Here is a 26,984-nt window from a genome sequence, read left to right on the forward strand (position 1 = left end):
GTCCCAGGCGCCGGCGTCAGGCAAGACACACCGCAACGGGTGGTGTGTGGGTGGGGGCAACCCCGCGCCGAAGGCGCGGGCGGCGCCGGCCCCGGGCCGGCAACCGCCCACCCCGCGACCGCCAACAAACGCCACCCGTCCCCGAGTTACCACTTTGTCCCATTCACCGGAGGTGACATGTACCCGTAATATCCGGAGCGCGCGGCGAGGAACCCCCGCCGCGCCCCCGTTCCCGCGAGGAGACCCATGCGCACTCTCGCCCGAATGACCCCCCTCCTGCGCAAGCGCCTGATCGGCGCGGCAGCCCTGGCCGCCACCCTGGCCCTGGCCCCGCTCAGCGCACCCGGCGGCGCGAACGCCGCCCACGCCACCACCACGGACGCGACCGACTGCGTCGACACCGCCCCGCTCGCCCGCAAGGCCTCGGGCGCCGACGCCCACGAGCCCAACGAGGTCACCGAGGCCAAGGCCGCCGCCCTGGACAAGGACCTGGCGAAGCGGCTCGCCGACCTGCGGCGCCAGGGCGGCGGCGGCACCCTCGCCGCCACCACCATCCCCGTCTACTTCCATGTCATCCACGACGGCGCGAACGGCAACCTCTCCTCGTCCGCCGTCAACGCCCAGATGTCCGTGCTGAACGCCGCCTACGCCGGCCAGGGCACCGGCAACGTCGACTCCGGCTTCCAGTTCTCCCTCGCCGGCACCGACTACACCGACAACGCCTCCTGGTACAACCTCGCCTCCGGCTCCACGGCCGAGAAGCAGATGAAGGCGGCGCTGCGCCAGGGCGGAGCGAACGCGCTCAACGTCTACACCGCCAACCTCGGCGGCGGCCTGCTCGGCTGGGCGACCTTCCCCAGCTCGTACGCCTCCAACCCGAGCAACGACGGCGTCGTCATCCTCGACGAGTCGCTGCCCGGCGGCTCGGCCACGAACTACGACGAGGGCGACACCGCCACCCACGAGGTCGGCCACTGGCTGGGCCTCTACCACACCTTCCAGGGCGGCTGTAACGGCAACGGCGACTACGTGGCCGACACCCCGGCCGAGAAGAGCCCCGCGTACCAGTGCCCGACCGGGCGCGACTCCTGCGTGAGGCAGGCGGGCGTGGACCCCATCCACAACTTCATGGACTACACGTACGACTCGTGCATGTACCAGTTCACCGCGGGCCAGGTGCAGCGCATGCAGGACAGCTGGCTGGCGTACCGGGCGTAACAGGAAACCCGCCCAACGGACCGGACCAACCGCTCAACCCGGGTAGTCCGACAACCGGTTGGCCGTGTTGACCGCCCGCAGCACCGCCGCCGCCTTGTTGCGGCACTCCGCGTCCTCCGCGGCGGGGTCGGAGTCGGCGACGACTCCGGCCCCGGCCTGGACGTACGCCGTGCCGTCGCGCAGCAGCGCGGTGCGGATCGCGATCGCGGTGTCCGCGTCGCCCGCGAAGTCGAGATAGCCGACGCAACCGCCGTACAGGCCACGCCGCGTGGGCTCCAGTTCCTCGATGATCTGCATCGCGCGCGGCTTCGGCGCGCCGGAGAGCGTGCCGGCCGGGAAGCAGGCGGTGAGGACGTCGAACGCGGTGCGGTCGGAGCGGACCGTGCCGGTGACCGTCGAGACGATGTGCATCACGTGGCTGTAGCGCTCGATCGACATGAAGTCGACGACCTCGACCGAGCCGGGCTCGCAGACGCGACCCAGGTCGTTGCGGCCGAGGTCCACGAGCATCAGGTGCTCGGCCCGCTCCTTCTCGTCCCGGATGAGCTCCTCCGCCAGCGCCGCGTCCTGCTGCGGCGTCGCCCCGCGCGGGCGCGTACCGGCGATCGGGTGCACCATCGCGTGCCCGTCCTCGACCTTGACCAGGGCCTCGGGGCTGGAGCCGACGACGTCGAAGTCCTCAAAGCGGAAGAGGTACATGTACGGAGACGGGTTCGTCGCCCGCAGGACGCGGTAGACGTCCAGCGCGCTCGCCGAGCACGGCGTCTCGAAGCGCTGCGACGGTACGACCTGGAACGCCTCCCCGGCGCGGATGCGCTCCTTGATGTCCTCGACCGCGTCCTGGTAGTCGGGGCCGCCCCACAGCGCCTTGTACTCGGGGAGTTCGGACGGCGGCAGCGGGACCGCGCCGGCCGCGACCGGGCGGGCCAGGTCCGCCTCCATCGCGTCGAGGCGGGCGACGGCGTCCGCGTACGCCTCGTCGACGCCGGTGTCGAGGTCGTTGTGGTTGATGGCGTTGGCGATGAGCAGGACGCTGCCGTCCCAGTGGTCGAGGACGGCGAGGTCGGAGGTGAGCAGCATGGTCAGCTCGGGCAGGCGCAGGTCGTCGGCGGCGCTGTCGCCGACGCGCTCCAGCCGGCGGACGATGTCGTAGCCGAGGTAGCCCGTCATACCGCCGGTGAAGGGCGGCAGTCCGGCGTCCTTGTGGTGCAGGTCGCGCGGCGTGTGCAGGGCGCCCACCGTGGCGCGCAGTGCCTCGAGCGGATCCCCGTCCACGGGGACGCCGACCGGCGGGGTGCCCAGCCAGTGCGCCCGGCCGTCCCGCACGGTGAGCGTGGCGGCGCTGCGCACGCCGACGAAGGAGTAGCGGGACCAGGTGCGTCCGTTCTCGGCCGACTCCAGGAGGAACGTCCCCGCGCGCTCGGCGGCGAGCTTCCGGTACAGCCCCACGGGCGTGTCCCCGTCGGCGAGCAGCCGCCGTACGACGGGAATGACCCGCCGGTCCTTGGCAAGCGTCCGGAACGTCTCGAGGTCGGGAGTCGTCATGGCCCGACTTTAGCGGGCCTCCCGACGGCCGCCCGCCACGCCGGCAGCGTCAGCCCAGCGCCAGCTCGCGCGAGTCGAAGCACGTCCGCGTGCCCGTGTGGCAGGCCGCCCCGACCTGGTCGACCTTCACGAGCACCGTGTCGCCGTCGCAGTCCAGCGCGACGGACTTGACGTGCTGCACGTGCCCCGAGGTGTCGCCCTTGACCCAGTACTCGCCGCGGGAGCGGCTCCAGTACGTCGCCCGGCCCGTGGTGAGCGTGCGGTGCAGGGCCTCGTCGTCCATCCAGGCCATCATCAGCACCTCGCCGGTGTCGTACTGCTGGGCGACGGCCGCGACGAGCCCGTCCGCTGTGCGCTTCAGGCGCGCGGCGACGGCCGGGTCGAGGGCGGAGGAGGTCGGGGGCGCGGAGGAGGGCGAAGGCTGGGCGCTGGACATACGCACATTCTGCCAACGAAAGAGCGATACCCGGAAACCCCGGAAACACCACCCGCCCGTTGGGGCATGCTTCGGCCATGCCTCACCCACCGTCCAGCGAACCTCACCCTCCGCAACCGGCCCCCGAGGAGCGCCCCGGATCAGGCGGACCGTTTCCTCCCGTACGGGAGGGCGGCCCCGGGGCGCGGATCGCCGCCGCCTCGGCCGTCGGCGTGCTGCTGCTCGCGGCCATAGCGCTAAGCGTCGGCCTGCTGAAGGACTCCGGCCCGGGCGACGCGGCGGCCGACGACCGCTCCGCCGCCGCGCCGTCGGCGCCCGTACGCACCGCGGAGGGGTCCGCGGCGACCGCCCGGCGGGCCGCCTCCACCGGCTTCGCGCACGTGGTCCTCTCCCCCGGTGCCTGCTTCGACCACCCGCTGCTCGACAAGACCGTCGCCGAGGTGGAGGAGCGCCCGTGCGACGCGCCGCACGACGGCGAGGTCATCGCCAACCACACCCTCACCGCGGAGTTCGCCACCCGGCGCGAACTGCGGGACCGGGTGATGCGGCTGTGCAAGGCCGACGCGGACAGGCGGATCCGGACCGTGCCGCCGGACGGCACGTACTACTACTTCTACGCCCTGTACCCGGACCTCGACGCCTACCGCTACCAGAACCAGGACACCGTCTCCTGCGCCCTGACCCTGGGCACCGAACCGGGAGCGGAGAAGCTCACCGCTCCGCTCGGCACGGCCCGCTGACAAGAAGCGCACCGCTCACCACGGCGGCACCCCCTGACCCATGCGCGGAGCCCGTACGCTGGCCGCATGACCACTCACGCGAAGCGCGAACGCCTGTTGCTGGCCGAACTGCTGGAAGCCGCGGGGCCCGACGCCCCGACCCTCTGCGAGGGCTGGACGACCCGGGACCTGGCCGCCCACGTGGTCGTCCGCGAGCGGCGCGGCGAGGCGGCGGGGATACTGGTCAAGGCGCTGGCCCCGCGGCTGGAGAGGGTGCAGCAGGAGTACGCGGCCAAGCCGTACGAGGAGTTGCTCCAGCTCATCCGCACCGGCCCGCCCCGTTTCTCGCCGTTCGCGCTGAAGCAGCTCGACGAGGCGTCGAACACCGTGGAGTTCTTCGTCCACTCCGAGGACATCCGCCGCGCCCAGCCGGACTCCGCGCCGCGGGACGTCGACCCGGTGCTGTCGGAGGCGCTGTGGAAGCGCCTGGAGCGCGGCGCCCGGCTGATGGGCCGCCGGTCGCCGGTGGGGCTGGTGCTGCGCCGCCCGGACGGGCAGACGGCGGTGGCCCACCGCGGCACCCCCGTGGTGACGGTGACGGGCGAGCCGGCCGAGCTGGTGCTGTTCGCGTACGGGCGGCAGCACGCGGCCCAGGTGGAGGCGGAGGGCGACAAGGACGCGGTGGCGAAGCTCTACGCGGCCTCACTGGGCGTCTGACGGCTCACGCCCCGCCCCGCGCCCGACCGATCGCCTACGACGCCCCGCCACCCGCCCGGCCCGCGGCCACCAGCGGCGCACCGGCCCCCCGCCCGCCCTTCACCTGTGCCGGGCGCGGCAGTTCGGCGCGCCGCACCGACGCCGACGACAGCCCCGCCATCGCGCCCAGCGCGCTGAACACCGCCCCCGCGACGAACACCGGCCCGACCCCCCACACCCCCACGGCGGCGCCGAACACCGGCAGGCTGAGCGGGGCCAGCCCGACCCCCGTGAGGCTCATCGCCGAGGTGACCCGGCCGAGGTACGCGGGCTCGGCGGCGGTCTGGATCAGCGCGATGGCCAGCCCGCCGCACATCCCGCAGAGCAGCCCGGACGCCAGGGACATCCCGGCGGCCGCGGGCAGCGAGGGCATGAAGGCGACGGCGGCCACGGACGCCGAGGACAGCACCAGCATCACGTTCTGTACGAGCCCGGCGCGCGGCACGCGCCCCTTCACCGCCAGCAGGGCGGCGCACACGGCCTGTCCGAGACCGAACGCGCCCACGATCCAGCCGTAGCCGGACGGCCCCCAGCCCCGGTCGTCGTTGAGCAGGATCAGGCCGACGCTGAGCAGGCCGTTGGTCCCCAGTTCGCTCATCGCGCCGGAGATCATCAGCGGGCCGATGACCCGGTGCCGGCGTATGTAGCGCAGCCCGTCGACGAGTTCGCCCCAAGCGCTCCCGGTACCCGCCGGCCCGGCGTCGTCCGCCGGCAGCTCCCGTATCCGCAGGGACGTCAGCAGCGGCACGGACAGCGCGAACAGCACCCCGGCGACGGCCATCGCCGCGGACGCCCCGCCGTGCACCATCGCCATCCCGCCCAGCGGCGGCCCGACGACGTAACCCAGCCGGATGACGAGCACCCGCAGCCCCTGGATCCGGGCTATCTGGTCCGGCGCGGCCAGGCGCGGTGGCAGTGCGCCCACCGCCGGCATGAACAGGGCGTCCACGACGCCGAACACGACCGCGCCGGCCACCAGCAGCCACAGCCCCGGCGAGGTCAGCCACAGCGCCGCGGCGACGCCGAGCACCACCGCGGCCCGTACGGCGTCGCTGCCGATCACCACGCGCCGCGGCCCGAACCGGTCCGCGACGACGCCCCCGCCGAGCATCAGCAGCGCGCGCGGCACGGCCCCGGCCGCCATCACCAGGCCCACTTCGGCCGGCCCGCCCACCTCCTTCGCCGCGAATCCGTAGGCGACCATGCAGACGGTGTCGCCGATGAGCGAGACGGCGTACGACGCCAGCCACCGCAGCACGTTGGCGTCCCGGTAGGCGGGTATGTCCTTGCCGTGCATGGGTGATCCCCCTCAGGGCCGGAACGGGTAGCCGTACATCTGCAGTTCGACGTGCTCGCGGCCCTCGGTCGCACCGGCTTCGTCCGCCGCGCGGCTGCGGGCGGCCCAGCGCTCGGCGAACTCGGCCGCCTCGTCGGCCATCTCCTGCAGCTCGGCGGGTGTCAGCCGGAAGATGCGGCCCGTACCGAAGGCGGCGGTGGCCCACTCGCGGGGCCAGGCCGGCTGCTCGCCGATGTACCGCATCAGGTTCTGCATACGGGCGGAGGCCACCTGGTGGCTGGTGCCGATGTAGGCGGCGACGCCCTCCGGGTCGTCCGCGAAGTCCGCCCAGTGCATGTCGTAGCGGTCCGCGCTGTGCCGCCACCACCGCTCGCGGCCGTCGGCGCCCTGCCGCGGCGCCTCCTCGATGTAGCCGTACTCGGCGAGCTTGCGCAGGTGGTAACTGACCAGCGAGACGGGCTCGTCGACCTGCTCCGCGAGCTGGGTGGCGGTGGCCGTGCCGGCCGCGACCAGCGCCCGGTCGAGCCGGATGCGCAGCGGATGGCCGAACGCCTTGAGCGCCGCTACGTCGGTGATCTTCTTGGCTGCCATGCCCTTCACCGTAGATACAAAAGAAAAACTGCGCAATAGTTTTTGCGCAACAAATCTTTTGCATCAGTGCAACGGCGAGGCCCGGGGCCATTGCGCCCCGGGCCTCCCCGTGTTCGGGTGGCGTACGCCGCCTAGACGTCCACCCCGTACCCGCGCAGCCAGGCGACCGGGTCGATCGCCGTGCCCCACTCCGGGGTCGTCCGCACCTCGAAGTGCAGGTGCGGGCCGGTGACGTTGCCGGTGGCGCCCGACAGGGCTATCCGGTCGCCCGCGTCGACGGTCTGCCCGACGGAGACGTCTATCTGGGAGAGGTGGGCGTACATCGAGTAGTCGCCGTCGGCGTGCTCGATCATCACCTCGTAGCCGAACGAGCCGTCCCAGCCGGCCTTGACGACCTTGCCGTCGACGGCGGCCTTGACGGTCGTGCCCACCGGCACCGACCAGTCCTGGCCGGTGTGGACGCCGGTGGACCAGTTGGAGCCGGACGCCTCGTAGCCGGCGGTGGGGGTGCCGCCGCTGACCGGCATGACGGCGGAGGGCTCGGTGGAGACCTGTGTGGTGGTCGTGGTCTGGGTGGAGGTCCCGGAGTCCGCCGAGGCGGTGTCGAGCGTGAGCTCCTCACCGGGGCTGATCAGGTTCGGGTCGTCGCCGATGACGGACTTGTTGGCCTCGTACAGGGCGGTCCAGCCGCCCTCCACGTCCTGCTCCATCGCGATGGTGGAGAGCGTGTCGCCGGACTGGACGGTGTACGTCGACTCCTCCGCGAACGCGGAGGTGGCGGTGGCCCCGATGACCGGCAGGGCGAGCGTGGCCCCGGCGGCGGAGGCTCGGGTGGCGATGCGGCGCGTGGCACTCGGGGCGCGGCGGCCGCGGTGACGGCCGGCGTTGGCGGAGGGCGTCGCGGGGGACGACGGCATCAAAGGTGTTCTCCTCTCCGGACGCCTGCGAGGTGAGCTGTCGGGTTCGGGTCGGAGTTCGCCCCGGCCGCGCTCGCGCGGCTTCACCCCAAGCCGCTTGGACGCAGCGGCAAGAGCCCGTTGGACGGACCCTCCCCCAAGCTCTTCGAGCAGGGGGTGCCCCCAGTCCCCCGCTCCCGCCCGGTGGCCGACGAGGCGGCCCGGTTTCGTCCCGCAAGGTCGCCGGGGGCGGGATTCGGCGGTCCGGCGATGCGGTGTTCGCGTCTCGAACGTCCGCAACGCTAGGGCGATCACGGATCGGAATTCAAGCTCATCAGACCAGCTGACCTTTTAATTCACCGGCGAACCCGGCAGGTTGCCGGTGAATTCCCCGCCCCGCTGAGACAAGATCCTATTTGTCACCAAAGTATTGACATCGACTTGGAATGCCAGAAGAATCCGCGCCCGAAGTCTCCTTGGCGGCCTCCCGGGGGAGCAGACCCGCACCGGCCGCTCGCTTGGCCCAGCGTCCGGCCCGGGCGCTGACTGTTTCCGCACGCGCTAAGGAGCAAGACAGATGACACCACCGTCCGCACGTTCCTGGAAGGCCTCGCGCCGGCAGGCTCTGGCCGGCATGGCCGGAGCAGCCGTGGCCCTGGGTGCAGCGAAACTGCCCGCCGCGTCCGCCGCGTCCCTGCGGGACAAGGCCCGCGCGCTGGCCCGCCGGATGACCCTCGAGCAGAAGATCGGCCAGCTGTTCGTGGTGGAGGTGGCCGGCCGGGACGCGTACGACGTGACGGACGCGGCCAAGGCGGTCAACCGCGGCCGCTACGGCGTCGACACCCCGGCCGAGGTGGTCCGCAAGTACCAGCCGGGCGGCGTCATCTACTTCTCGGCCCGCTCCGACGACAACCTCGGCGACCCGGCGCAGATCGCCCGGCTCTCCAACGGTCTGCAGGAGGTGGCGCTGGGCCTGCCGAACGGCACCCCGCTGAACATCTCCACCGACCAGGAGGGCGGCCTCGTCTTCCGGATGCCCACGCCGCCCACGACGGAGCAGCCCGGCAACATGGCGCTGGGCGCCACCTGGTCACCGGGCGACGCCTTCCGCTCGTACCAGATCATCGGCGAGGAGCTGAAGTCGGTCGGCATCAACGCCAACTACGGCCCGGTGGCGGACGTCAACGTCAACCCCGCCAACCCGGTCATCGGCATCCGCTCCTTCGGCGCCCAGCCCGAGGTCGTCGCCCAGTACGTCACGGCCGCCGTGCGCGGTCTGCACCGGGGCGGGGTGGCGGCCACCGCCAAGCACTTCCCCGGGCACGGCGACACCGACACCGACAGCCACTTCGGGCTGCCGCGGATCCCGCACACCCGCGAGCAGATGGACACGATCGACCTGCCGCCGTTCCGGGCGGCGATCGAGGCCGGGATCGAGACCATCATGACGGCACACGTCGTCGTGCCCTCACTGGACGCGAGCGGCGCGCCGGCGACCATGTCGCACCCGATCCTGACCGGGCTGCTCCGCGACGAACTGGGCTTCGAGGGGCTCGTCGTCACGGACGCCCTCGACATGCAGGGCGCCAGCGGCACCTACCCGCCGGACGTGGCCGCGGTGACGGCCCTCAAGGCCGGCGCGGACGTGCTGGTCCTCTCCCCCAACATGGACCTGGCGCACGGTGCGGTGCTGGCCGCCGTGAACTCGGGCGACATCCCGATGTCGCGGGTGGAGGAGTCCGTCGTCCGGGTGCTCACGCACAAGCTGCAGCGCGGCCTGTACGACGACGTCTTCGTCAGCCAGAAGCGGGCCGTACAGGTCGTGGGCAACGCGGAGTTCCTGGCCGACGCCCGGGAGATCACCAGCCGCTCCACGACCCTGATCAAGAACGAGGGCGGCGCGCTGCCGCTGGCACCGGGAGCCCGCAAGGTGCTGGTGACCGGCTGGGGGCCGACGCAGACGGCCCGGATCGGCAACTCCTTCACCTCCCGCGGGCACACGGTGACGGTGCGCGAGACCGGGGGAATGCCGTCGGCGACCGCGATCTCCGGGGCCGTTGCGGCGGCCGCCGGCGCGGACCTGGTCGTGGTGTCGTCGTTCCTCGCCATCGCCAACACCGCCACCGGCGACAAGGGCGCCGCCCAGGTGGCGCTCGTCAACGCGCTGCTGGCGACGGGCAAGCAGGTCGTGGTGATCGGCGTGCGCAACCCGTACGACATCAACCGCTACCCGGGCGCGCCGCTGTACCTCACGACGCTCGGGTACAACGTCACCAACATCGACTGCGGCGTCCAGGTCATCCTCGGCGAGCTGAACCCGAGCGGCCGGCTGCCGGTGGCGATCCCCGACCTGGCGAACCCGGGCACGGACCTGTACGGGATCGGGCACGGGCTGGAGTTCTGACGGTACGAGGGACGCTCGCGGGGCCGGTCGTGCTGACCGGCCCCGCGAGCGGGCGGGTTTCCGTGATTGACTCGATGTCATGAGCAACGAAACTCCCTGGACCATAGCGGTGCTCGGCCCCGGCGGCGTGGGCGGTCTGCTGGCCGCCCTGCTCGCGCGGGCCGGGCACCGTGTCGTGTGCCTGGCCGGCGAGGAGACCGCGCGGACGCTGCGGGAGGGCGGGATCTCCGTCCGCAGCGGGCAGTTCGGCGACTTCTCCGTCCCGGTCGAGGCCGATACCCAGCTGCGTGAGCCGGTCGACGCATGCGTCATCGCCGTGAAGGCGACCGCGATGCCGCAGGCCCTGGACCGGGTGCCGCCCGCGGCGCTCGGGGACGGTCTGGTGCTGCCGCTGCTGAACGGCGTCGACCATATGCCGCTCCTGCGCTCGCACTACTCGCCCGGGCAGGTCGTGGCCGGGGCGATCCGGGTGGAGTCGACGCGGACGGCGCCCGGCGTGATCGAGCAGGGCTCGCCGTTCGCGGACGTGGACCTGGCGAGCGACACCGCTCCGGCGAAGCGGGTGGAGGCGCTGGCAGCGGTGCTGCGGGACGCGGGGCCGGGCGTGTCCGGGCCCGGCGACGAACAGCGCATCCTGTGGACGAAGATGGCGTTCCTCGCCCCCATGGCCCTGTCCACCACGCGCTACCGGGCCCCGGTCGGCGTCGTACGCACCGAGCACCGGGCGGACCTGCTGGCGCTGCTCGCGGAGACGACGGCGGTGGCGGCGTCCCTCGGCGTCACCGTGGACGCGGACCGGGTGCGCGCGCTGTACGACTCGTTCCCGGAGCCGACCAAGTCGTCGATGCTGCGCGACGCGGAGGCGGGCCGCCCGCTGGAGCTGGACGCGATCGGCGGCGCCCTGCTGCGCGCGGCCGAGCGCGGCGGGGTCGCGACGCCGACGGCGGCGCGGCTGGTGGCGGAGATCGCGGCGGGCTGATCCGCCGCCCGGGGTCCACCGACCGGTGGACCCCGGGTTCAACCGGCCGCTGGAGACGGGTTCAACTGGCCGGTGCTGTCGCCGGACACACCCCTGCGACCAGCATGAATGCCATGACGAACCCCACTGTTCAGATGGCGCGCTGGAGCGCGCACCACCCCTGGCGGGCGATCGCCGGCTGGTTCCTGTTCGTGGCCCTGTGCCTCGGCGTCGGGGCCGCCGTCGGCGGGAATCCCGCCACCGGGAAGGACTTCGGCGTCGGCGAGGCCGGCCGCGCGGAGTCGATGGCCCTGGACGGCGGCCTGCAGCAGCGGCCGACCGAGCACGTCCTGATCACCGATCCGGACGGCGCCCTGGACCGTACCGAGGCGCAGGCCGCCGCGCGGGACGTGGCCGCCCGGATGGAGCGGCTGCCCGAGGTACGGTCGGTCGCCTCGCCCGTCGAGGCCGAGGGGGCCGTACGGGTCACCGTGGTCCTGAAGGGCGCCGAACTCGACGGCAAGAAGCACGTGGAGCCGCTGCGGGCGCAGACGGCCGAGGTGCAGCAGGCGTATCCGGGGCTGCGGGTCGAGGAGACCGGCGGACCGTCCGTCAGCAAGGGCGTGGAGAAGCTGCGCGGCGAGGACCTCTCCCGGACGGAGATGATCGCGCTGCCGGTCACGCTGCTCACGCTGCTGGTCGTCTTCCGTTCGGCGTCGATGGCACTGGTGCCGCTGCTGCTCGCGCTGTCGTCGATCGCCGCGAGCATCGGCCTGTCGATGGTCGCCTCGCACGTCTTCCCCGACGCCGGGGTGGGCGCCAACATCATCCTGCTGGTGGGCCTGGCGGTCGGCGTCGACTACACGCTCTTCTACCTCAAACGCGAGCGGGAGGAGCGGGCGAACGGCCGGCTGGACGCCCGTATGCGAGTGGAGCTGGCCGCCGCGACCTCCGGGCGTGCGGTCGTGGTCTCCGGGGTGGCGGTCGCGGCCTCCAGCGCCACGCTCTATCTGGTGGACGACGTGATCTTCTCGTCCATCGCGACGGCCGCGGTGCTGGTCACCATGGTCGCCGTGGTGAGCTCGCTGACCGTGCTCCCGGCGCTGCTCGCGAAGCTCGGCGCCCGTGCGGAGCGCCGTGAGCGGCGGCGGGCGGCCCGTAACAAGCCGCAGGCCGCGGGCTCGTCCCGTAACAGGCCGCACGCCGCCGGCCCCGGCCGCCTGACCCGCGCGGTGCTCGAGGCCACCCGCCGCCGCCCCGCCGCGACGCTGGCGCTCGCGACCGCCGTGCTGCTGGCGCTGGCCGCGCCGCTGCTGGGGCTGAAGCTCACCGACATGGGCCGCGAGACGCACCCCCGCGCCATCCCGGCGATGCAGACGTACGACCGGCTCAACGCGGCGTTCCCGGAACTGAAGTCGATGCACCAGGTCGTCGTCCGCTCCACCCCCGACCGCGCGCCGCAGGTCCGCGCCGCCCTTCAGGAGCTGGCCGAACGGGCCGCCGACGACCCGGCGATCACCGGCACGCCCGAGCTGCGCACCTCCCCCGACGGCCGGATCAGCCTGCTGGAGCTGCGCGTCCCGCACTACGGCAGCGACAAGGCGGCCACGGACTCCCTGGACCGGCTGCGCGACGACTACGTCCCCGCCACGGTCGGCGGGGTGGCGGGCGCGGACGCCGCCGTCACCGGAGACGTCGCCCGGTACGCGGACTACCCGGAGCACCAGAAGGAAAAGCTGCCGCTGGTCGTCGCCACCCTGCTGCTGGTCACGTTCGGGATGACGGTGTGGGCGTTCCGCTCCGTGGTCCTCGCGGGTGTCGGCGTCGTACTGAACCTCCTCTCCGCCGCCGCGTCCCTGGGTGTGCTGGTGGCGGTGTTCCAGCACGAATGGGCCGAGGGGCTGCTGGACTTCACCTCCACCGGCTCGATCGGCTCGCGGGTGCCGCTGTTCCTGTTCGTGATCCTCTTCGGCCTGTCGATGGACTACCAGATCTTCGTGGTCAGCCGGATCCAGGAGGCCGTCCGCTCCGGGGTGCCCACGCGGCAGGCGGTGCTCGACGGGATCGGCTCGTCGGCGGGCGTCGTGACCAGTGCGGCGTTCGTGATGGTGACGGTGTTCGCCAGCTTCGTACCGCTGCACATCATGGAGATGAAGCAGATCGGCTTCAGCCTGGCGGTGGCGGTCCTGCTGGACGCCTTCCTCATCCGGGTGCTGCTCCTGCCGGCTCTGCTGCTGCTGCTCGGCGAGCGGACCTGGTGGCCGGGGCGCAACGCCCGCCCCGTGTCGCGCGATGAGGCTCCGGTCGTCCGTGAACCGCAGATCGTACGCTGATCACATGTTGCAACGACCTCAGCGCGGCGACCCGTTCTGGATCTGGCTGCTGCACTCCTGGGATCTGCTGGCCTGGGCGGTGATCGGCCTGCTGGCCCTGATCACCGTCCTGGGCGGCACCCCGGGACCGCAGAAGTACGGGTCGCTCGCGCTGATGGCCGTGCTCGCCGCCGCCAACGCGGCGGTACGGCGCTGGGGCCGCAGACGGCCGCTGGGCGGGTACGCGTATCTGGCCCTGCTGGTGCCGGTGCTGGGCGCGCTGGCGTATCTGCGGGACGGGTACGGCGTGCTCTACACGGTCACGCTGGTGCAGTTCGTGATCTACGTCGACAGTCTGCGCGGTGCGCTCACCGCCAGCGCGCTCGGGGCCGTCGCCATCACGGCCGGCGGCGTGCTGCGCGAGGGCTGGGACACGGACACGCTCACCAAGAACACCATCTCCTCCCTCGGGGTGTACGCCGTGAGCGTGCTGATCGCCCTGCTCACCCCGCGGGCCCTCGAACTGCGCGACGAGCGGGCCCGGTTGCGTGCCCAGCTGGCCAGCACGCAGGCGGAGCTGGCGGAGGCGCTGCGCCGGGAGGGCGCGGCCCGGGAGCGGGCCAGGATGGCCCGGGAGATCCACGACACGCTCGCCCAGGGCTTCGCGTCGATCGTGGTACTGGCGGAGGCGGCCCGCGCGGGCCTCGCCGGGGATCCGGACCGCAGCGCCGCGCAGCTGCGCTCCATCGAGCAGACCGCGCGCGAGAACCTCACCGAGGCGCGGGCACTGGTCGGTTCGGGTCCCCAGATCGCGCCGGGCTCGGTGGCGCAGGCGATCCGCCGCACGGTGGAGCGCTTCGCGCAGGACACGGGGCTGGCGGTCGAGGCGGACCTGCCGGACGTGGACTGCGACCAGCCCACCCGGATCGCCCTCCTGCGCTGCGCCCAGGAGTCCCTCGCCAACGTCCGCAAGCATGCGGCGGCGTCCACGGTGGGCGTCGTCCTGGCCGAGCAGCCGTACGGCGTGGAGCTGGAGGTCACCGACGACGGCCGGGGCTTCGTGGTCGGCGACGCCCCGGGCTTCGGCCTGGACGGCATGCGGCGGCGTCTCGCGGAGCTGGGCGGCGAGTTGACGGTCACCAGCTCCCCCGGCGACGGCACCCGGGTCCTCGCGGTCCTGCCGCTCGGACCCGGCGGCCCCGCGCCGGTCCCCCCGGCGCGCGAACTCGAATCCGGCGCCCCCACCCACGACAGTCAGGTGTGACAGATGGCAGACAAACTCCGCGTCGTCGTGGTCGACGACCACACCGTCATGCGCGCCGGGGTCGTGGCCCTGCTGGCCGCGGAGGACGGTATCGAGATCGTCGGCGAGGCCGACGACGGCCGCGCGGCGGTCCGGCTGGTGGAGGACCTGGACCCGGATGTGGCGCTGGTCGATCTGCGGATGCCGGTGCTGGACGGCGTGGCGGCCACGGAGCGGATCGTGGCGGGCCCGGCCCGCACCCGGGTGCTGATCCTCACGACGTACGACACGGACACCGACATCGAGCGGGCGGTGGAGGCGGGCGCGATCGGCTACCTGCTGAAGGACGCCACCCGTGAGCAGCTCGCCGACGCGATCCGCTCCGCGTCGCGCGGCGAGACGGTGCTGGCGCCGCGGGTCGCGCAGCGGCTGGTCGCCAGGATGCGGCGGCCGGCGGAGCCGGTGCTCACGCGGCGCGAACTCGACGTCCTGCGCGGGGTCGCGGACGGGCTGTCGAACGCGGAGATCGGGCAGCGGCTGTTCATCGGGGAGGCGACCGTGAAGACGCATCTGCTGCGGGTGTTCGCGAAGCTCGACGTCTCCGACCGGACGCGCGCGGTGGTGGTGGCGCTGGAGCGGGGGCTGCTGGCGCGTTGAGCGGGGTGGGCCGCGACCCGGGGTCGCGGCCCATGTGCTGACGAGGTCAGCCCAGCCGCTCCACCACCATCGCGTTGGCCAGTCCGCCGGCCTCGCACATCACCTGCAGTCCGTACCGCCCGCCCCGCGCCTCGAGCACCCCCAGCAGCGTCCCCAGCAGCCGGGTGCCCGAGGCGCCCAGGGGGTGGCCGAGGGCCAGGGCGCCGCCGTGGGCGTTCATCCGCTCCTCGTCCGCGCCGACCTCCCGCGCCCACGCCAGCGGCACCGGCGCGAACGCCTCGTTCACCTCGTACGCGTCGAGGTCGTCCATCGTCAGCCCGGCCCGGGCGAGGACCTTGCGCGTCGCCGGCACGATGCCCATCAGCATCAGCACGGGATCGTCGCCGGTCACGGCGAAGGAGTGGAAGCGGGCCCGGGGTGTGAGGCCCAGCTCGGCCGCCTTCTCCTCGCTCATGACGAGCACGGCCGACGCGCCGTCCGTCAGCGGCGACGAATTGCCCGCCGTGATACGCCAGTCGATCTCGGGGAAGCGTTCGGCCACGGCCGGGTCGTAGAAGGACGGCTTGAGTCCCGCGAGGGCCTCGACCGTCGTCCCCGGGCGCAGCGTCTCGTCGGTGCGGTGTCCGCCGACGGGCAGGATGTCGCGGTCGAACGCGCCCGCCGCCACGGCCTTCGCCGCCAGCCGGTGCGACCGCTCCGCGAAGGCGTCGAGCGTCCGGCGGCCGAGCCCCCAGCGCGCCGCGATCAGCTCCGCGGAGTGGCCCTGCGGGATCAGCCCGCCCGGGTAGCGGGCCGCCACCCGCGGCCCGAACGGATCCTGTCCGACCGCCGCCGTCCCCATCGGCACCCGGCTCATCGACTCGACCCCGGCGGCGATGACGATGTCGTACGCGCCCGCCATCACCCCCTGCGCCGCGAAGTGCGCCGCCTGCTGGCTGGAGCCGCACTGCCGGTCGACGGTCGTGGCGGGGACGGACTCGGGGAAGCCGGCGGCGAGGACGGCGTTGCGGCCGATGTTGAACGCCTGGTTGCCCGCCTGGGTGACGCAGCCGGTGATCACGTCGTCGACCAGGGCGGGGTCCAGTCCGTTGCGGGTGACGAGCCCGCGCAGCACCTCCGCCAGCAGGTCCACGGGGTGCACGCCGGACAGGGCGCCGCCCGGCTTGCCCTTGCCGGACGCGGTGCGGACGGCGTCGACGACTACGGCGTTGGTGAGGGTCATGGCGTACCTCTCTGCGGCTGTCCGGAACGGACGGAGCGTCCTACCCGAGAGTTACATACCAACGGTAGGTATGTACAGTGCGGGGCCGCCTACACTGCCTCCATGGCCGTCCGCAGAACCCAGCAGGAACGCACCGCCGCCACCACGAACGACCTTCTCGGCGCAGCCCGCGCGCACTTCGCCCGCGACGGCTACGCGGCGGCGTCCGTGGACGCGATCTGCGTGCAGGCGGGCATCACGAAGGGCGCGCTCTACCACCACTTCCGCGGCAAGCAGGCGCTCTTCCAGGCGGTCTACGAAGCCGAGCAGCACCGCCTGCGCGAGGCGATCGCCGCCGCCCACCACCGCTGCCCCGACCCCTGGGACGGCATGTACGAGGGCGTCCGCGCCTTCCTCGGCCTGTCCCTCGAGCCGGGGACGCAGCGCATCACGCTGCTGGACGCGCCGGGCGCGCTCGGCTGGCCGCTGATGCGTGAGATCCGCGCCGACTGCCGCCGGATGACGGAGCGCGGCCTGGTCCAGGCGTACGGCGACGGGCCCCCGCCCGCGCCGGAGCTGGAGGCCCAGGTGGCGCTGCTGTACGGGGCCCAGTGCGAGTCGGCCATGGCGATCGCGCACGCGCCGGAGCCGGCCGGGCGGCAGGAGGCGGCCCTGGCCCAGTTCCGGCTGCTGCTGGACGCGCTGCGGGCGGGCGCGGGGCGGGGCGCCTCGGCGTGACCCCGGCGGCTCAGCCGCCCCGCCGTACCCCCACCACCGCGCTCAGGTCCCCCGCCAGGGGGATCTCCACCGAGCGCAGCGCCGGATGCTCCAGCCAGTGCAGGCGGGCCGTGTCGGGCGCGCCCTCGTGGAGCGGGGGCCACTGGCCGTACCCCGGCGTGAAGTCGTCGACCACCAGGGCGCCGCCCGGGGTGAGCAGCCGCTCCGGGTCCGCCGCGCCGCCGCCTTTCGCGTTGCCGCCGCCGTCGAGGACCAGCAGGTCGTACGGGCCGTGCGCGTACACCTCGGTCCAGTCGCCGCACAGCACGCGCACGTGCGGCACGTCGGCGAAGACCTCCGCGGCGGCCTTCGCGCGGGCCGGGTCCAGCTCCACGCTGAGGAGTTCGACGCCCCGGCCCGCCCCGCTCGCCAGCCAGGCCAGCCCCACACCGCAGCCCGTGCCGGTCTCGGCGATCCGGTGCCGGGCGCCGCCGGCCAGGGCGTGCAGCAGCCGGCCCTGCTCGACGCGGCAGGAGTACGCGAAGCCGTGCCGCCGCGCGGCGTCCACGGCGCGGCGGACCAGGGGCGGGAGGTCGGGGTGGGCGGAGTACGAGTCAGTGCCGCGTATCGACATGGGGTGCAGTATGCCGACTCACCCGCGCGCCGGCCCCCCGAACCAACTCCCGTGCCCGGCCCGGCACATGGTCACAGCGGCGGCTCGTCGGCCAGCCGCATCAGCCAGTGCGCCCGGGCCTCCTCCCCCGCCCCGCCGGACGCACCCGGGAAGAACCGGCCCCAGGAGTCGGCCCGCCCCAGCGCGCTCAGCCGCCATGCCAGGCTCACGGCGCGCCGCAGCTCCGCCGGAGTGCGGCCGTGGCCCGTCCAGGGCTCCAGATAGGCGTCACGGAGGCGGAACAGGGCGTCCGGGCCGTGGTCTTCGCGGGCCCGCGCGGCCGGCACCATCAGGCTGCAGAACGGGTGGCTGACGGCCGCGTCGCCCCAGTCGAAGAAGGTGTAGCGGCCGGGCGCGGGCCGGAAGAGCTGACCGTCGTGCAGATCGGAGTGGTCGAGGGAGTCGGCCACTCCCAGGTCCGCGAGCTCCGCGCACCAGTCGGCGAGGCGCGGGCGCAGGGCCTTGAGCGCCGCGCGCCGGTCCGCGTCCAGCGCGGTGTTCGCCGCGACCAGCCGGTCGAAGACCTCCGGCAGCGCGGCGGTGCGCGCACTGGGCACGCCCAGCTGCTCCATCTCCCCGGCGTACGGCGTGAGCGCGCGCTGCATCCGCCCGTACTGGCACACGAGGTCCTCCCAGGCGCCCAGTCCGAGGCCCTCCCTTCCGAGCACCGTGCGGAACAGGTCGCCCCCGTCGGGCAGCAGCGACCAGCCCCGCACCGCGTCCACGGCGAGCGGCCGCAGTACGTACTGCGGCACCCACGCGGCCAGGGCGGCCGTGAGCGGCCCCTCGAAGGCGGAGGCCGGCGGGTTCGCCTTGAACCACACGGCGCCGCCGCCCGCGACGGCCACCCGTACCAGCACCGACCACGGCCGCAGCCGCACGGCCCGTTCGCCGTCCGCCCGCAGGCCGTGCGCGGCCAGTCCGCCCGCCACCCAGGCGAGGGCCTCGGCCCGCCACAGGTCCTGGTCCCAGGGCGTCGCGGTGTCCTCGTAGTCGCCCCGGTCCACGCTCACCGTTGTCTCGATCGGCATCGCGCCATCCCAGCACGGGCGGGGGGCGGGGGGCCACCCTGTTTCGCCGGGGCGGACGCGCCGGTCAGCTAGCCGGTCCCCACATGCCGGGCCCACACGGCCCGGGTGTTGGGCCGCTCGGGGTGCCGCAGCATCTGCAGCACGTACGTGGCGTGCAGCCTGGCCCACGGACTGGGCCGCTCCGCCACCGCGGCCAGCCGGTCGCGGAGCCCGGGGCTGTCGATGGCGCGCGCGACGCCGACGTAGTGGCGGTCCTTGCAGCGGTAGGCCCGGCCCACCACCAGCTCCACCATGGCGGCGAGGCGTTCGCGGGCGATGTCGCCGTGCCCGGGGACGGCGAGCCTGCGCAGCCAGTCCTCCTTGGTCCCCCACTTCTTCGCGTGCGCGGTCCACACGTCCGGGTGACGGGCCTCCCACTCCAGGAAGTTGAGGACGTACGGCAGGCCCGGCCAGTGCGGCACGTCCGCCGCCGGGACCCGGTCCCAGATGCCGGACGGGAGGCCGTAGCGCTGCGCGGCGATGTGTTCGGCGATGGCCTGGCGGAACGCCGGATCGGCGTAGTCGGCGCGGGTGCGGTGCCAGTGCCCGTTCATCCGCTGCAGCGCCGCGGACACGGCGGCGCCCGTCGCCTCGTGGTGACGCAGGGCGGTCTCCCGCTCGGCCGGGTCCGCGGATATCAGCCCGTGGGTCCAGCCGAGGCGGCGCTCCCAGGATTCGTCGAACACGCGGGTCAGCGTACGGGGTGGCCCGACGCCCTCAGCTCGTCCTTGACCTCGCCGATCCGCAGGTCACCGAAGTGGAAGACGGAGGCCGCGAGGACCGCGTCCGCGCCCGCGTCGATCGCCGGGGCGAAGTCCGCGAGCTTGCCCGCACCGCCGGAGGCGATCACCGGGACGGTCACGTGCTTGCGGACGGCCGCGATCATCTCGATGTCGTAGCCGTCCTTCGTGCCGTCCGCGTCCATCGAGTTGAGCAGGATCTCCCCCGCCCCGAGCTCCGCCGCCCGGTGGGCCCACTCGACGGCGTCGAGCCCCGTGCCGCGGCGCCCGCCGTGCGTGGTGACCTCGAAGCCCGACGCGGTCGACGGATCCCGCCGCGCGTCCACCGACAGCACCAGCACCTGGCGGCCGAAGCGCTCCGCGATCTCGTGGATCAGCTCCGGCCGGGCGATGGCCGCGGTGTTGACGCCGACCTTGTCGGCGCCCGCCCGCAGCAGCTTGTCGACGTCGTCGGCGGTGCGCACGCCCCCGCCCACGGTCAGCGGGATGAACACCTGCTCGGCGGTGCGCCGCACCACGTCGTACGTCGTCTCCCGGTCGCCGGACGACGCGGTGATGTCGAGGAACGTCAGCTCGTCGGCGCCCTCCGCGTCGTACCGCTTCGCCAGCTCCACGGGATCGCCCGCGTCGCGCAGGTTCTGGAAGTTGACGCCCTTGACCACCCGTCCGGCGTCGACGTCCAGACAGGGGATGACTCGGACCGCCAGGGTCATGACTCTCCTCGGTAGGCCTCGAGCTCGACCTCGACGAGGATCCGCGAGTCTATGAAGCCCGAGACGACGACGAGCGTCCCGGCGGGACGCACCGCGTCGAACAGTTCCTTGTGCGCACGCCCCGCCTCGTCGACGTCCCGGGCGTGCGCGATGTACATCCGGGTGCGGATCACGGACTCGATCCCCACGCCGAGCTTGGCGATCGCGTCGAGCGCGTTCCGGAAGGACGCCAGCCCCTGCTCGTAGGGATCGCCCTCCCCCTGCAGCACCCCCCGTACGAACGGGATCCCGCCGGAGACCACCACACGGTCGCCCGCGGCCACCGCCCGGGAGAACCCCATCTCGTCCTCCCAGGGCTCCCCCTGTACCCGCTCGATCCCGTCCATCGCTACGACACCGCCTCCAGAGCCTCTTCCAGGGTGAACGCCTTGGCGTAGAGAGCCTTGCCGACGATGGCGCCCTCGACACCTTCCGGGACGAGGGTCGCAAGAGCACGCAGGTCGGCCAGCGAGGACACGCCGCCGGAGGCGACGACGGGCCGGTCGGTGCGGGCGCAGACGTTGCGCAGCAGCTCCAGGTTCGGGCCCTGCAGCGTGCCGTCCTTGGCGATGTCGGTGACGACGTAGCGGGCGCAGCCCTCGGCGTCCAGCCGCGCGAGCGTCTCGTACAGGTCGCCGCCGTCGCGGGTCCAGCCGCGGCCGCGCAGGGTCGTGCCCCGTACGTCCAGGCCCACCGCGATCTTGTCGCCGTGCTCGGCGATGACCTTGGCGACCCACTCGGGGCTCTCCAGGGCGGCCGTGCCGAGGTTGACGCGTGTGCAGCCGGTGGCGAGCGCGGCGGCGAGCGAGGCGTCGTCGCGGATGCCGCCGGACAGCTCGACCCTGATGTCCATCGCCTCGACGACGGCCGCGATCCGCTCGCGGTTGTCGCCCGTGCCGAAGGCCGCGTCCAGGTCCACCAGATGCAGCCACTCGGCACCCGACCGCTGCCAGGCCAGGGCGGCCTCGAGCGGGTCGCCGTAGCCGGTCTCGGTGCCGGACTCGCCGTGCACCAGGCGTACGGCCTGGCCGTCGCGGACGTCGACGGCGGGGAGGAGCTCAAGGGCAGCAGGCATCAGAGGGTCTCGATCCAGTTGGTCAGCAGCTGGGCGCCGGCGTCGCCGGACTTCTCGGGGTGGAACTGGGTGGCCCACAGCGGACCGTTCTCGACGGCCGCGACGAACGGCTCGCCGTGCGTGGTCCAGGTGACCAGCGGCTTGGCGATCCGCGGGTTGTGGATCTCCAGACTCCAGTCGTGCACGGCGTAGGAGTGGACGAAGTAGTAGCGGGCGTCCGCGTCCGTCCCGGCGAAGAGCCGCGAGCCCTCGGGCGCCTTCACCGTGTTCCAGCCCATGTGCGGCACGACGGGCGCGCGCAGCGCCTCCACCGTGCCGGGCCACTCGTCCAGGCCCTCGGTCCGCACGCCGTGCTCCACACCCCGGGCGAACAGGATCTGCATGCCGACGCAGATGCCCATCACCGGCCGCCCGCCGGCCAGCCGGCGCTCGATGATCCAGTCGCCGCGCGCGCCCTGCAGCCCGCGCATGCAGGCGGCGAACGCGCCGACGCCGGGGACCAGCAGCCCGTCGGCGTTCAGGGCCTTGTCGTAGTCCCGGGTGATCTCGACGTCGGCGCCCGTACGGGCCAGGGCCCGCTCCGCGGAGCGGACGTTGCCGAAGCCGTAGTCGAAGACGACGACCTTCTTGGCGGCCACCGCCGTCACCAGTCGACTCGGAGCAGGCCCGCCGCCAGTGCGAACACGGCCGCGAAACCGAGGAGCGCGAGCGTGCCCTTGGGCTTGCCCTGCTTGGCGAAGGAGATCAGCCCGCCGAGGAAGAACAGGCCGACGAAGATCAGGACGGTGGAGAGGCCGTTCACAGGGCGCCCTTCGTGGACGGGATGCCGGTCTGACGCGGATCGATCTCGCTGGCGTACCGCAGCGCCCGGGCGAGCGCCTTGAACTGGCACTCCACGATGTGGTGCGCGTTGCGCCCGTACGGCACGTGGACGTGCAGCGCGATCTGCGCCTGGGCCACGAAGGACTCCAGGATGTGCCGGGTCATGGTGGTGTCGTACTCGGCGCCGATCATCGGGGCCATGCCCGCGGGCTCGGTGTGCACGAGGTACGGGCGGCCGGAGAGGTCGACCGTGACCTGGGCGAGGGACTCGTCCAGCGGGACGGAGGCGTCCGCGAAGCGGACGATGCCCTTCTTGTCGCCGAGCGCCTGCCGGAAGGCGGCGCCCAGCGCGAGGGCGGTGTCCTCGATGGTGTGGTGCGAGTCGATGTGCAGGTCGCCGTCGGTCTTGACGGTCAGGTCGAACAGGCCGTGCCGGCCCAGCTGGTCCAGCATGTGGTCGAAGAAGCCGACCCCGGTGGACACGTCGACCTTGCCCGTGCCGTCGAGGTTGATCTCGACGACGACGGACGTCTCCTTGGTGGTTCGCTCCACGCGGCCCACGCGGTTCATGCGCTCGTCTCCTTCAGGCTGTGCTCGTCCTTGAGGACGGCGCGTACCGCTTCCAGGAACGCGTCGTTCTCCTGCGGGGTGCCGGCGGTCACCCGCAGATACCCCGGTACGCCGTTGTCCCGGACCAGGACGCCGTGGTCGAGGATCCGCTGCCACACGGCGTGCGCGTCGGTGAACCGCCCGAACTGGATGAAGTTCGCGTCGGACGGCGTGACCTCGCAGCCCAGCGCCGTCAGCTCGGCGACCACCCGGTCGCGCTCCGCCTTCAGCCGCTCGACGTACCTGAGCAGCGTATCGGTGTGCTCCAGCGCGGCGAGCGCGGTGGCCTGGGTGACGGACGACAGGTGGTACGGCAGCCGCACCAGCTGGACGGCGTCCACCACGGCCGGGTCGGCGGCCAGATAGCCGAGCCTGAGGCCCGCGGCGCCGAACGCCTTCGACATGGTGCGGGTGAGCACCAGGTTCGGCCGGCCCTCGATCAGCGGGAGCAGCGACGGCCGGTGGCTGAACTCGCCGTACGCCTCGTCCACGATCACCATGGACGGCCTGGCGGCCAGCGCCGCCTCGTACAGCCGCAGCACGGCCTCGGCGGAGACCGCCGTGCCCGTGGGGTTGTTGGGCGAGCAGATGAAGACCACGTCCGGCTTCTGCTCGGCGATGGTCCGCTCGGCGGCGGGCACGTCGATGGTGAAGTCGTCGTTGCGGGGTCCGCTGATCCAGCCGGTGCCCGTGCCGCGCGAGATGATCGCGTGCATCGAGTACGACGGCTCGAAGCCGATCGCGGTGCGGCCGGGGCCCGCGAAGGTCTGCAGCAGCTGCTGGATGATCTCGTTGGATCCGTTGGCCGCCCAGACGTTGTCGAGCGTGACGTGGTGGCCGGCCGTACGGCTCAGATAGGCGGCGAGTTCGGTGCGCAGCTCGACCGCGTTGCGGTCGGGGTAGCGGTTGAGCTCGCGGGCGGCCTCCGTGACGCGCTCGGCGATGCGCCGGACGAGGGCGTCGGGGAGCGGGTAGGGGTTCTCGTTGGTGTTCAGCCGGACCGGGACGTCGAGCTGGGGGGCGCCGTAGGGGGACTGGCCGCGCAGTTCGTCGCGGATCGGCAGGTCGTCAATCCTGGTCACGCGCCGGGCACCTTCCAGTCGAAGCGGGCCTTCAGGGCGGCGCCGTGCGCCGGCAGGTCCTCGGCGTTGGCGAGGTTCACCACATGCCGGGTGACGTCCGCCAGCGCCTCGCGGGTGTAGTCCACGACGTGGATGCCGCGCAGGAAGGACTGCACGGACAGGCCCGAGGAGTGGCAGGCGCAGCCGCCGGTGGGCAGCACGTGGTTCGACCCGGCGCAGTAGTCGCCGAGCGACACCGGGGCGTAGGCGCCGACGAAGATCGCGCCCGCGTTGCGGACCCGGGCGGCGACACCGGCGGCGTCCTCGGTCTGGATCTCCAGGTGCTCGGCGGCGTACGCGTCGACCACGGCGAGCCCGGCGTCCAGGTCGTCGACCAGCACGATGCCGGACTGGCGGCCGCTGAGGGCCTCGGTGATGCGCTCGCTGTGCCGGGTGGCCCCGACCTGCGGGCCCAGCTCGGCCTCGACCGCGTCGGCGAGGCGCTCGGAGGGCGTGACGAGGACGGCGGCGGCCAGCGGGTCGTGCTCGGCCTGGCTGATCAGGTCGGCGGCGACGTGCCGGGGGTCGGCGGTGTCGTCGGCGAGGACGGCGATCTCGGTGGGACCGGCCTCGGCGTCGATGCCGATACGTCCCTTGAGCAGGCGCTTGGCGGCGGCCACGTAGATGTTGCCGGGTCCGGTGACCAGCTTGGCGGCGGGGCACTCGTCCGTGCCGTACGCGAACATGGCGATGGCCTGGGCGCCGCCGGCGGCGTACACCTCGTCGACGCCGAGCAGCTCGCAGGCGGCGAGGATGGTGGGGTGCGGCAGGCCGCCGAACTCCTTCTGCGGGGGGCTGGCCACCGCGAGGGAACCGACTCCGGCCTCCTGGGCGGGGACGACGTTCATGACCACGGACGACGGGTAGACCGCCCGCCCGCCGGGCACGTACAGCCCGACGCGGTCCACCGGCACCCAGCGCTCGGTGACGGTGCCGCCCGGCACGACCTGCACGGTGACGTCCTGGCGGCGCTGCTCGCGGTGCACGATGCGGGCGCGGCGGATGGACTCCTCCAGCGCGGCGCGTACGTCCGGGTCCAGGTTCTCCAGCGCGTTCTTCAGCTCCTGGGCGGGAACTCTCACCTGCTCCAGCCGGACCCCGTCGAACCGCTCGTTGTACTCGATCACCGCCGCGTCGCCCCGATGATGGACGGCGTCGCAGATCGGCCGCACGCTGTTCAGCGCGGCCTCGACGTCGAACTCGGCTCGGGGCAGCAGGTCGGCGACGCGGGTGAGGTCCGCGCCGCGCAGATCGATTCGGGAGATCACGCCCCCAGTTTCTCAGACCCCGCTGACAGCCGGAGCCGCGTTCCAAGGTACGAGACACGGATTCCGGCATGCGGCGCACACGACGGGTGACCTCGGCCGCTCACCCCAGCCCGGCGCTCCGCGGCCGCAGACCGTCGGCCGTCGGGGCGTGCGCGGTCATGATCCGCGGCAGGGCGTACGGGTGCTTCTCCGCCAGCCAGGCGACGAGCCCCTCGCGGACCTCGCAGCGCAGGCTCCACACCGCGTCCGCGTCGCGCGCGGTGACCAGCGCCCGGACCTCGATGGTCGACGGCGTGGTGTCCGTCACCACCAGGTTCCAGTTCCGCCCGTCCCAGTGGTCGCTGGCCTCCACCAGCTCCCCGAGCCGCTCCCGCAGCGCCTGGACGGGGGTGTGGTGGTCCAGATGGAAGAAGACCGTTCCGGTGATCTCCGCGCCGCCCCGCGACCAGTTCTCGAAGGGCCGCGAGGTGAAGTACGAGACGGGCACCGTGTACCGCCGCTCGTCCCAGGTCTTGACGGTGAGGAAGGTGAGCGTGATCTCCTCGACCGTCCCCCACTCCCCCTCGACGACGACGGTGTCGCCCAGCCGGACCAGGTCCCCGAAGGCGATCTGCAGCCCGGCGAAGAGGTTCCCGAGCGTCGACTGCGCCGCGATGCCGGCGATGATCCCGATGATGCCCGCCGACGCCAGCATCGACGTCCCCACGGCCCGCATCTGCGGGAACGTCAGCAGCATGGCCGCCACCGTCACCACGATGACCACGAAGCCGGTGACCCGTTCGACGAGCGTCAGCTGGGTGCGTACCCGGCGCAGCCGCGCCGCGTCGCGCGAGCGGTTCGCGTAGCGGCTGTACGTGACCTCCACGATCACGTTGACGATGCGGTTCACCAGCCAGCCCACACCGGCCAGCAGCGCCAGCGTCAGCGCCCGGCCGACGAACTCCTCGTGGCCCTCGGTCAGCCCGGTCTCCTCATAGGAGCCCAGCAGCAGCGCGGAGAGCACGACCAGCCGCAGCGGCACCCGGCACCGTCTCAGCGCCCCCCACAGCGGGGTCTCGGGGTGCCGGGCGTCGGCCCGGCGGAGCAGGAAGTCGACGAGTGCGCCGACCGCCAGGGTGAGCACGACGGCGCCGCTGACGACCAGCACGGGACGGAGCACGTCCTCCGTGGACACGTGAGAGCCCTCCTTTGGGGGTCGGCTCGCTCGTGGTTCCTGACTGAACTTCCTAAGACAGTAACTGGCAGGATGAGCCCATGGCGATTGTGCTCTTCCATTCCGCTTACGGGCTGCGGCCCGCCGTCCACGCCGCCGCGGACCGGCTGCGCGCCGCAGGTCACGAGGTGGCCGTGCCCGATCTGCACGACGGCCGGACGGCCGAGACGGCGGAGGAGGCGATGGCGGTCCGGGAGGAGATCGGCACCGACGAGCTCCTCAAGCGGGCCGTCGCCGCGGCGGCCCCGTACTCCGACGCCGGCGCGGTGTACGCCGGCTTCTCCCTCGGCGGCTCGCTGGCGCAGAACCTGGCGCTGGCGGACGGCAGAGCGCGCGGCCTGCTGCTGTTCCACGGCACGTCGGACATCGCCGACGGGACGGTGTCGGCCGTCGACGACCTGCCCGTACAGCTGCACGTGGCGGACCCGGACCCGTTCGAGTCCCACGACTGGCAGACGGCCTGGTATCTGCGGATGCAGCGGGCGGGCACGGACCCGGAGGTCTTCCGCTACCCGGGCGCCGGGCACCTCTTCACGGACCCGGACCTGCCGGACTACGACGCGGAGGCCGCGGAGACGGCGATGACCCGGGCGCTGGGCTTCCTGGACGAGCTGCGGGGCTGAGGCCCCGGGTCCCGGCGGACCGCGGGGCGGCGGCGGGGCCCGTCGGCCCCGCGCACCGCCCCGGCGGG

28 protein-coding genes and 1 riboswitch are annotated in these 26,984 nt (G+C 73.2%); of the genes, 10 read left to right on the top strand and 18 right to left on the bottom strand.

Annotation, left to right across the window (positions count from 1 at the left end):
* Positions 1-264: 264 nt before the first annotated feature.
* Positions 265-1,218, top strand: a complete 954-nt coding sequence (locus tag AB0M28_RS03650; protein WP_365397104.1) for a zinc metalloprotease — start codon at positions 265-267, stop codon at positions 1,216-1,218.
* A 33-nt stretch (positions 1,219-1,251) separates the two neighbouring features.
* Here AB0M28_RS03650 and AB0M28_RS03655 read toward each other — a convergent pair whose 3' ends face one another.
* Together AB0M28_RS03655 and hisI are read right to left on the bottom strand one after the other, a co-directional pair.
* The gene (locus tag AB0M28_RS03655) at positions 1,252-2,763 is read right to left on the bottom strand and encodes an anthranilate synthase component I (protein WP_365397107.1); all 1,512 of its coding nucleotides are present in this window, start codon (positions 2,761-2,763) and stop codon (positions 1,252-1,254) included.
* 49 nt (positions 2,764-2,812) lie between these two features.
* Positions 2,813-3,199: a phosphoribosyl-AMP cyclohydrolase gene (gene hisI / locus AB0M28_RS03660; RefSeq protein WP_365397110.1), complete on the bottom strand. Its 387-nt coding sequence runs from the start codon at positions 3,197-3,199 to the stop codon at positions 2,813-2,815.
* 77 nt (positions 3,200-3,276) lie between these two features.
* Here hisI and AB0M28_RS03665 point away from each other — a divergent pair, with 77 nt between their 5' ends.
* Together AB0M28_RS03665 and AB0M28_RS03670 are read left to right on the top strand one after the other, a co-directional pair.
* Positions 3,277-3,939, top strand: coding sequence for a hypothetical protein (locus AB0M28_RS03665; RefSeq protein WP_365397111.1), 663 nt, complete (start codon positions 3,277-3,279; stop codon positions 3,937-3,939).
* Between the two features lie 66 nt (positions 3,940-4,005).
* Positions 4,006-4,635, top strand: coding sequence for a TIGR03085 family metal-binding protein (locus AB0M28_RS03670; protein WP_365397113.1), 630 nt, complete (start codon positions 4,006-4,008; stop codon positions 4,633-4,635).
* A gap of 34 nt (positions 4,636-4,669) precedes the next feature.
* On the opposite strand, the gene AB0M28_RS03675 is transcribed toward AB0M28_RS03670, so the two are convergent.
* The 3 genes from AB0M28_RS03675 to AB0M28_RS03685 all read right to left on the bottom strand — a co-directional run bounded on the left by AB0M28_RS03675 (position 4,670) and on the right by AB0M28_RS03685 (position 7,479).
* Positions 4,670-5,971, bottom strand: a complete 1,302-nt coding sequence (locus AB0M28_RS03675) for an MFS transporter (RefSeq protein WP_365397116.1) — start codon at positions 5,969-5,971, stop codon at positions 4,670-4,672.
* A gap of 12 nt (positions 5,972-5,983) precedes the next feature.
* Entirely contained in the window at positions 5,984-6,562 is a 579-nt protein-coding gene (locus AB0M28_RS03680) for a helix-turn-helix domain-containing protein (protein WP_365397119.1), read from the bottom strand.
* 131 nt (positions 6,563-6,693) lie between these two features.
* Entirely contained in the window at positions 6,694-7,479 is a 786-nt protein-coding gene (locus AB0M28_RS03685; protein WP_365397122.1) for a peptidoglycan DD-metalloendopeptidase family protein, read from the bottom strand.
* Positions 7,480-7,487: 8 nt separating this feature from the next.
* Positions 7,488-7,646: riboswitch (cyclic di-AMP (ydaO/yuaA leader) on the bottom strand.
* Positions 7,647-8,035: 389 nt separating this feature from the next.
* On the opposite strand from AB0M28_RS03685, the gene AB0M28_RS03690 reads away from it, so the two are divergent.
* The 5 genes from AB0M28_RS03690 (at position 8,036) to AB0M28_RS03710 (ending at position 15,032) form a co-directional block, all read left to right on the top strand.
* A complete protein-coding gene (locus AB0M28_RS03690) occupies positions 8,036-9,862 on the top strand; it encodes a glycoside hydrolase family 3 N-terminal domain-containing protein (protein WP_365397125.1) in 1,827 nt (608 codons plus the stop codon).
* A 79-nt stretch (positions 9,863-9,941) separates the two neighbouring features.
* Entirely contained in the window at positions 9,942-10,841 is a 900-nt protein-coding gene (locus AB0M28_RS03695) for a 2-dehydropantoate 2-reductase (protein WP_365397128.1), read from the top strand.
* Between the two features lie 113 nt (positions 10,842-10,954).
* Positions 10,955-13,153, top strand: coding sequence for an MMPL family transporter (locus AB0M28_RS03700; protein ID WP_365397131.1), 2,199 nt, complete (start codon positions 10,955-10,957; stop codon positions 13,151-13,153).
* Positions 13,154-13,157: 4 nt separating this feature from the next.
* Positions 13,158-14,396, top strand: coding sequence for a sensor histidine kinase (locus AB0M28_RS03705; RefSeq protein ID WP_365397134.1), 1,239 nt, complete (start codon positions 13,158-13,160; stop codon positions 14,394-14,396).
* A 3-nt stretch (positions 14,397-14,399) separates the two neighbouring features.
* The gene (locus tag AB0M28_RS03710; RefSeq protein ID WP_365397137.1) at positions 14,400-15,032 is read left to right on the top strand and encodes a response regulator transcription factor; all 633 of its coding nucleotides are present in this window, start codon (positions 14,400-14,402) and stop codon (positions 15,030-15,032) included.
* 46 nt (positions 15,033-15,078) lie between these two features.
* Here the strand turns inward: AB0M28_RS03710 and AB0M28_RS03715 are convergent, their stop codons facing one another.
* Entirely contained in the window at positions 15,079-16,254 is a 1,176-nt protein-coding gene (locus tag AB0M28_RS03715; protein ID WP_365397140.1) for a thiolase family protein, read from the bottom strand.
* A gap of 102 nt (positions 16,255-16,356) precedes the next feature.
* Between AB0M28_RS03715 and AB0M28_RS03720 the strand changes: the two genes are divergently transcribed.
* Positions 16,357-16,971: a TetR/AcrR family transcriptional regulator gene (locus AB0M28_RS03720; protein ID WP_365397143.1), complete on the top strand. Its 615-nt coding sequence runs from the start codon at positions 16,357-16,359 to the stop codon at positions 16,969-16,971.
* 10 nt (positions 16,972-16,981) lie between these two features.
* On the opposite strand, the gene AB0M28_RS03725 is transcribed toward AB0M28_RS03720, so the two are convergent.
* The 12 genes from AB0M28_RS03725 to AB0M28_RS03780 form a co-directional block, all read right to left on the bottom strand.
* Positions 16,982-17,584: a class I SAM-dependent methyltransferase gene (locus AB0M28_RS03725; RefSeq protein ID WP_365397146.1), complete on the bottom strand. Its 603-nt coding sequence runs from the start codon at positions 17,582-17,584 to the stop codon at positions 16,982-16,984.
* A gap of 71 nt (positions 17,585-17,655) precedes the next feature.
* Positions 17,656-18,654, bottom strand: coding sequence for an aminoglycoside phosphotransferase family protein (locus AB0M28_RS03730; RefSeq protein ID WP_365397149.1), 999 nt, complete (start codon positions 18,652-18,654; stop codon positions 17,656-17,658).
* Positions 18,655-18,722: 68 nt separating this feature from the next.
* Positions 18,723-19,379: a hypothetical protein gene (locus AB0M28_RS03735; protein WP_365397152.1), complete on the bottom strand. Its 657-nt coding sequence runs from the start codon at positions 19,377-19,379 to the stop codon at positions 18,723-18,725.
* Between the two features lie 5 nt (positions 19,380-19,384).
* A complete protein-coding gene (gene hisF, locus AB0M28_RS03740; RefSeq protein ID WP_365397155.1) occupies positions 19,385-20,146 on the bottom strand; it encodes an imidazole glycerol phosphate synthase subunit HisF in 762 nt (253 codons plus the stop codon).
* Positions 20,143-20,532 carry a Rid family hydrolase gene (locus tag AB0M28_RS03745; RefSeq protein ID WP_365397158.1) on the bottom strand — a complete coding sequence of 130 codons (390 nt, stop codon included), beginning with the start codon at positions 20,530-20,532 and terminating at the stop codon, positions 20,143-20,145. The genes hisF and AB0M28_RS03745 overlap by 4 nt, the downstream gene beginning before the upstream one ends.
* Positions 20,533-20,534: 2 nt before the next feature.
* On the bottom strand, positions 20,535-21,260 hold the full coding sequence (priA, locus tag AB0M28_RS03750; protein WP_365397161.1) for a bifunctional 1-(5-phosphoribosyl)-5-((5-phosphoribosylamino)methylideneamino)imidazole-4-carboxamide isomerase/phosphoribosylanthranilate isomerase PriA: 726 nt from the start codon (positions 21,258-21,260) through the stop codon (positions 20,535-20,537).
* The gene (gene hisH / locus AB0M28_RS03755; protein ID WP_365397164.1) at positions 21,260-21,907 is read right to left on the bottom strand and encodes an imidazole glycerol phosphate synthase subunit HisH; all 648 of its coding nucleotides are present in this window, start codon (positions 21,905-21,907) and stop codon (positions 21,260-21,262) included. The genes priA and hisH overlap by 1 nt, the downstream gene beginning before the upstream one ends.
* Complete coding sequence (locus AB0M28_RS03760) at positions 21,904-22,062, bottom strand: hypothetical protein (protein WP_365397167.1); 159 nt, start codon at positions 22,060-22,062, stop codon at positions 21,904-21,906. The genes hisH and AB0M28_RS03760 overlap by 4 nt, the downstream gene beginning before the upstream one ends.
* A complete protein-coding gene (gene hisB, locus AB0M28_RS03765; protein WP_365397170.1) occupies positions 22,059-22,652 on the bottom strand; it encodes an imidazoleglycerol-phosphate dehydratase HisB in 594 nt (197 codons plus the stop codon). Before hisB ends, AB0M28_RS03760 begins: the two co-directional genes overlap by 4 nt.
* The gene (locus AB0M28_RS03770; protein WP_365397173.1) at positions 22,649-23,773 is read right to left on the bottom strand and encodes a histidinol-phosphate transaminase; all 1,125 of its coding nucleotides are present in this window, start codon (positions 23,771-23,773) and stop codon (positions 22,649-22,651) included. Before AB0M28_RS03770 ends, hisB begins: the two co-directional genes overlap by 4 nt.
* A complete protein-coding gene (hisD, locus tag AB0M28_RS03775; protein WP_365397176.1) occupies positions 23,770-25,080 on the bottom strand; it encodes a histidinol dehydrogenase in 1,311 nt (436 codons plus the stop codon). The genes AB0M28_RS03770 and hisD overlap by 4 nt, the downstream gene beginning before the upstream one ends.
* Before the next feature lie 100 nt (positions 25,081-25,180).
* A complete protein-coding gene (locus AB0M28_RS03780) occupies positions 25,181-26,254 on the bottom strand; it encodes a mechanosensitive ion channel domain-containing protein (RefSeq protein ID WP_365397179.1) in 1,074 nt (357 codons plus the stop codon).
* 80 nt (positions 26,255-26,334) lie between these two features.
* Between AB0M28_RS03780 and AB0M28_RS03785 the strand changes: the two genes are divergently transcribed.
* Positions 26,335-26,916, top strand: a complete 582-nt coding sequence (locus AB0M28_RS03785; protein WP_365397182.1) for a dienelactone hydrolase family protein — start codon at positions 26,335-26,337, stop codon at positions 26,914-26,916.
* Positions 26,917-26,984: the final 68 nt, after the last annotated feature.

Source organism: Streptomyces sp. NPDC051940 (assembly GCF_040680895.1).
In the GTDB taxonomy this organism is placed as follows: domain Bacteria; phylum Actinomycetota; class Actinomycetes; order Streptomycetales; family Streptomycetaceae; genus Streptomyces.

Bases quoted from the DNA above. Each gene is read 5' to 3' on its own strand.
- AB0M28_RS03710 (WP_365397137.1), top strand. From the start codon at position 14,400: ATGGCAGACAAACTCCGCGTCGTCGTGGTCGACGACCACACCGTCATG.
- priA (WP_365397161.1), bottom strand. From the start codon at position 21,260: ATGCCTGCTGCCCTTGAGCTCCTCCCCGCCGTCGACGTCCGCGACGGC.
- AB0M28_RS03705 (WP_365397134.1), top strand. From the start codon at position 13,158: ATGTTGCAACGACCTCAGCGCGGCGACCCGTTCTGGATCTGGCTGCTG.
- AB0M28_RS03655 (WP_365397107.1), bottom strand. From the start codon at position 2,763: ATGACGACTCCCGACCTCGAGACGTTCCGGACGCTTGCCAAGGACCGG.
- AB0M28_RS03695 (WP_365397128.1), top strand. From the start codon at position 9,942: ATGAGCAACGAAACTCCCTGGACCATAGCGGTGCTCGGCCCCGGCGGC.
- hisF (WP_365397155.1), bottom strand. From the start codon at position 20,146: ATGACCCTGGCGGTCCGAGTCATCCCCTGTCTGGACGTCGACGCCGGA.
- AB0M28_RS03685 (WP_365397122.1), bottom strand. From the start codon at position 7,479: ATGCCGTCGTCCCCCGCGACGCCCTCCGCCAACGCCGGCCGTCACCGC.
- hisB (WP_365397170.1), bottom strand. From the start codon at position 22,652: ATGAACCGCGTGGGCCGCGTGGAGCGAACCACCAAGGAGACGTCCGTC.
- AB0M28_RS03745 (WP_365397158.1), bottom strand. From the start codon at position 20,532: ATGGACGGGATCGAGCGGGTACAGGGGGAGCCCTGGGAGGACGAGATG.
- AB0M28_RS03650 (WP_365397104.1), top strand. From the start codon at position 265: ATGACCCCCCTCCTGCGCAAGCGCCTGATCGGCGCGGCAGCCCTGGCC.
- AB0M28_RS03670 (WP_365397113.1), top strand. From the start codon at position 4,006: ATGACCACTCACGCGAAGCGCGAACGCCTGTTGCTGGCCGAACTGCTG.
- AB0M28_RS03720 (WP_365397143.1), top strand. From the start codon at position 16,357: ATGGCCGTCCGCAGAACCCAGCAGGAACGCACCGCCGCCACCACGAAC.
- AB0M28_RS03730 (WP_365397149.1), bottom strand. From the start codon at position 18,654: ATGCCGATCGAGACAACGGTGAGCGTGGACCGGGGCGACTACGAGGAC.
- hisI (WP_365397110.1), bottom strand. From the start codon at position 3,199: ATGTCCAGCGCCCAGCCTTCGCCCTCCTCCGCGCCCCCGACCTCCTCC.
- AB0M28_RS03690 (WP_365397125.1), top strand. From the start codon at position 8,036: ATGACACCACCGTCCGCACGTTCCTGGAAGGCCTCGCGCCGGCAGGCT.
- AB0M28_RS03715 (WP_365397140.1), bottom strand. From the start codon at position 16,254: ATGACCCTCACCAACGCCGTAGTCGTCGACGCCGTCCGCACCGCGTCC.
- AB0M28_RS03700 (WP_365397131.1), top strand. From the start codon at position 10,955: ATGACGAACCCCACTGTTCAGATGGCGCGCTGGAGCGCGCACCACCCC.
- AB0M28_RS03725 (WP_365397146.1), bottom strand. From the start codon at position 17,584: ATGTCGATACGCGGCACTGACTCGTACTCCGCCCACCCCGACCTCCCG.
- AB0M28_RS03680 (WP_365397119.1), bottom strand. From the start codon at position 6,562: ATGGCAGCCAAGAAGATCACCGACGTAGCGGCGCTCAAGGCGTTCGGC.
- AB0M28_RS03675 (WP_365397116.1), bottom strand. From the start codon at position 5,971: ATGCACGGCAAGGACATACCCGCCTACCGGGACGCCAACGTGCTGCGG.
- AB0M28_RS03785 (WP_365397182.1), top strand. From the start codon at position 26,335: ATGGCGATTGTGCTCTTCCATTCCGCTTACGGGCTGCGGCCCGCCGTC.
- AB0M28_RS03665 (WP_365397111.1), top strand. From the start codon at position 3,277: ATGCCTCACCCACCGTCCAGCGAACCTCACCCTCCGCAACCGGCCCCC.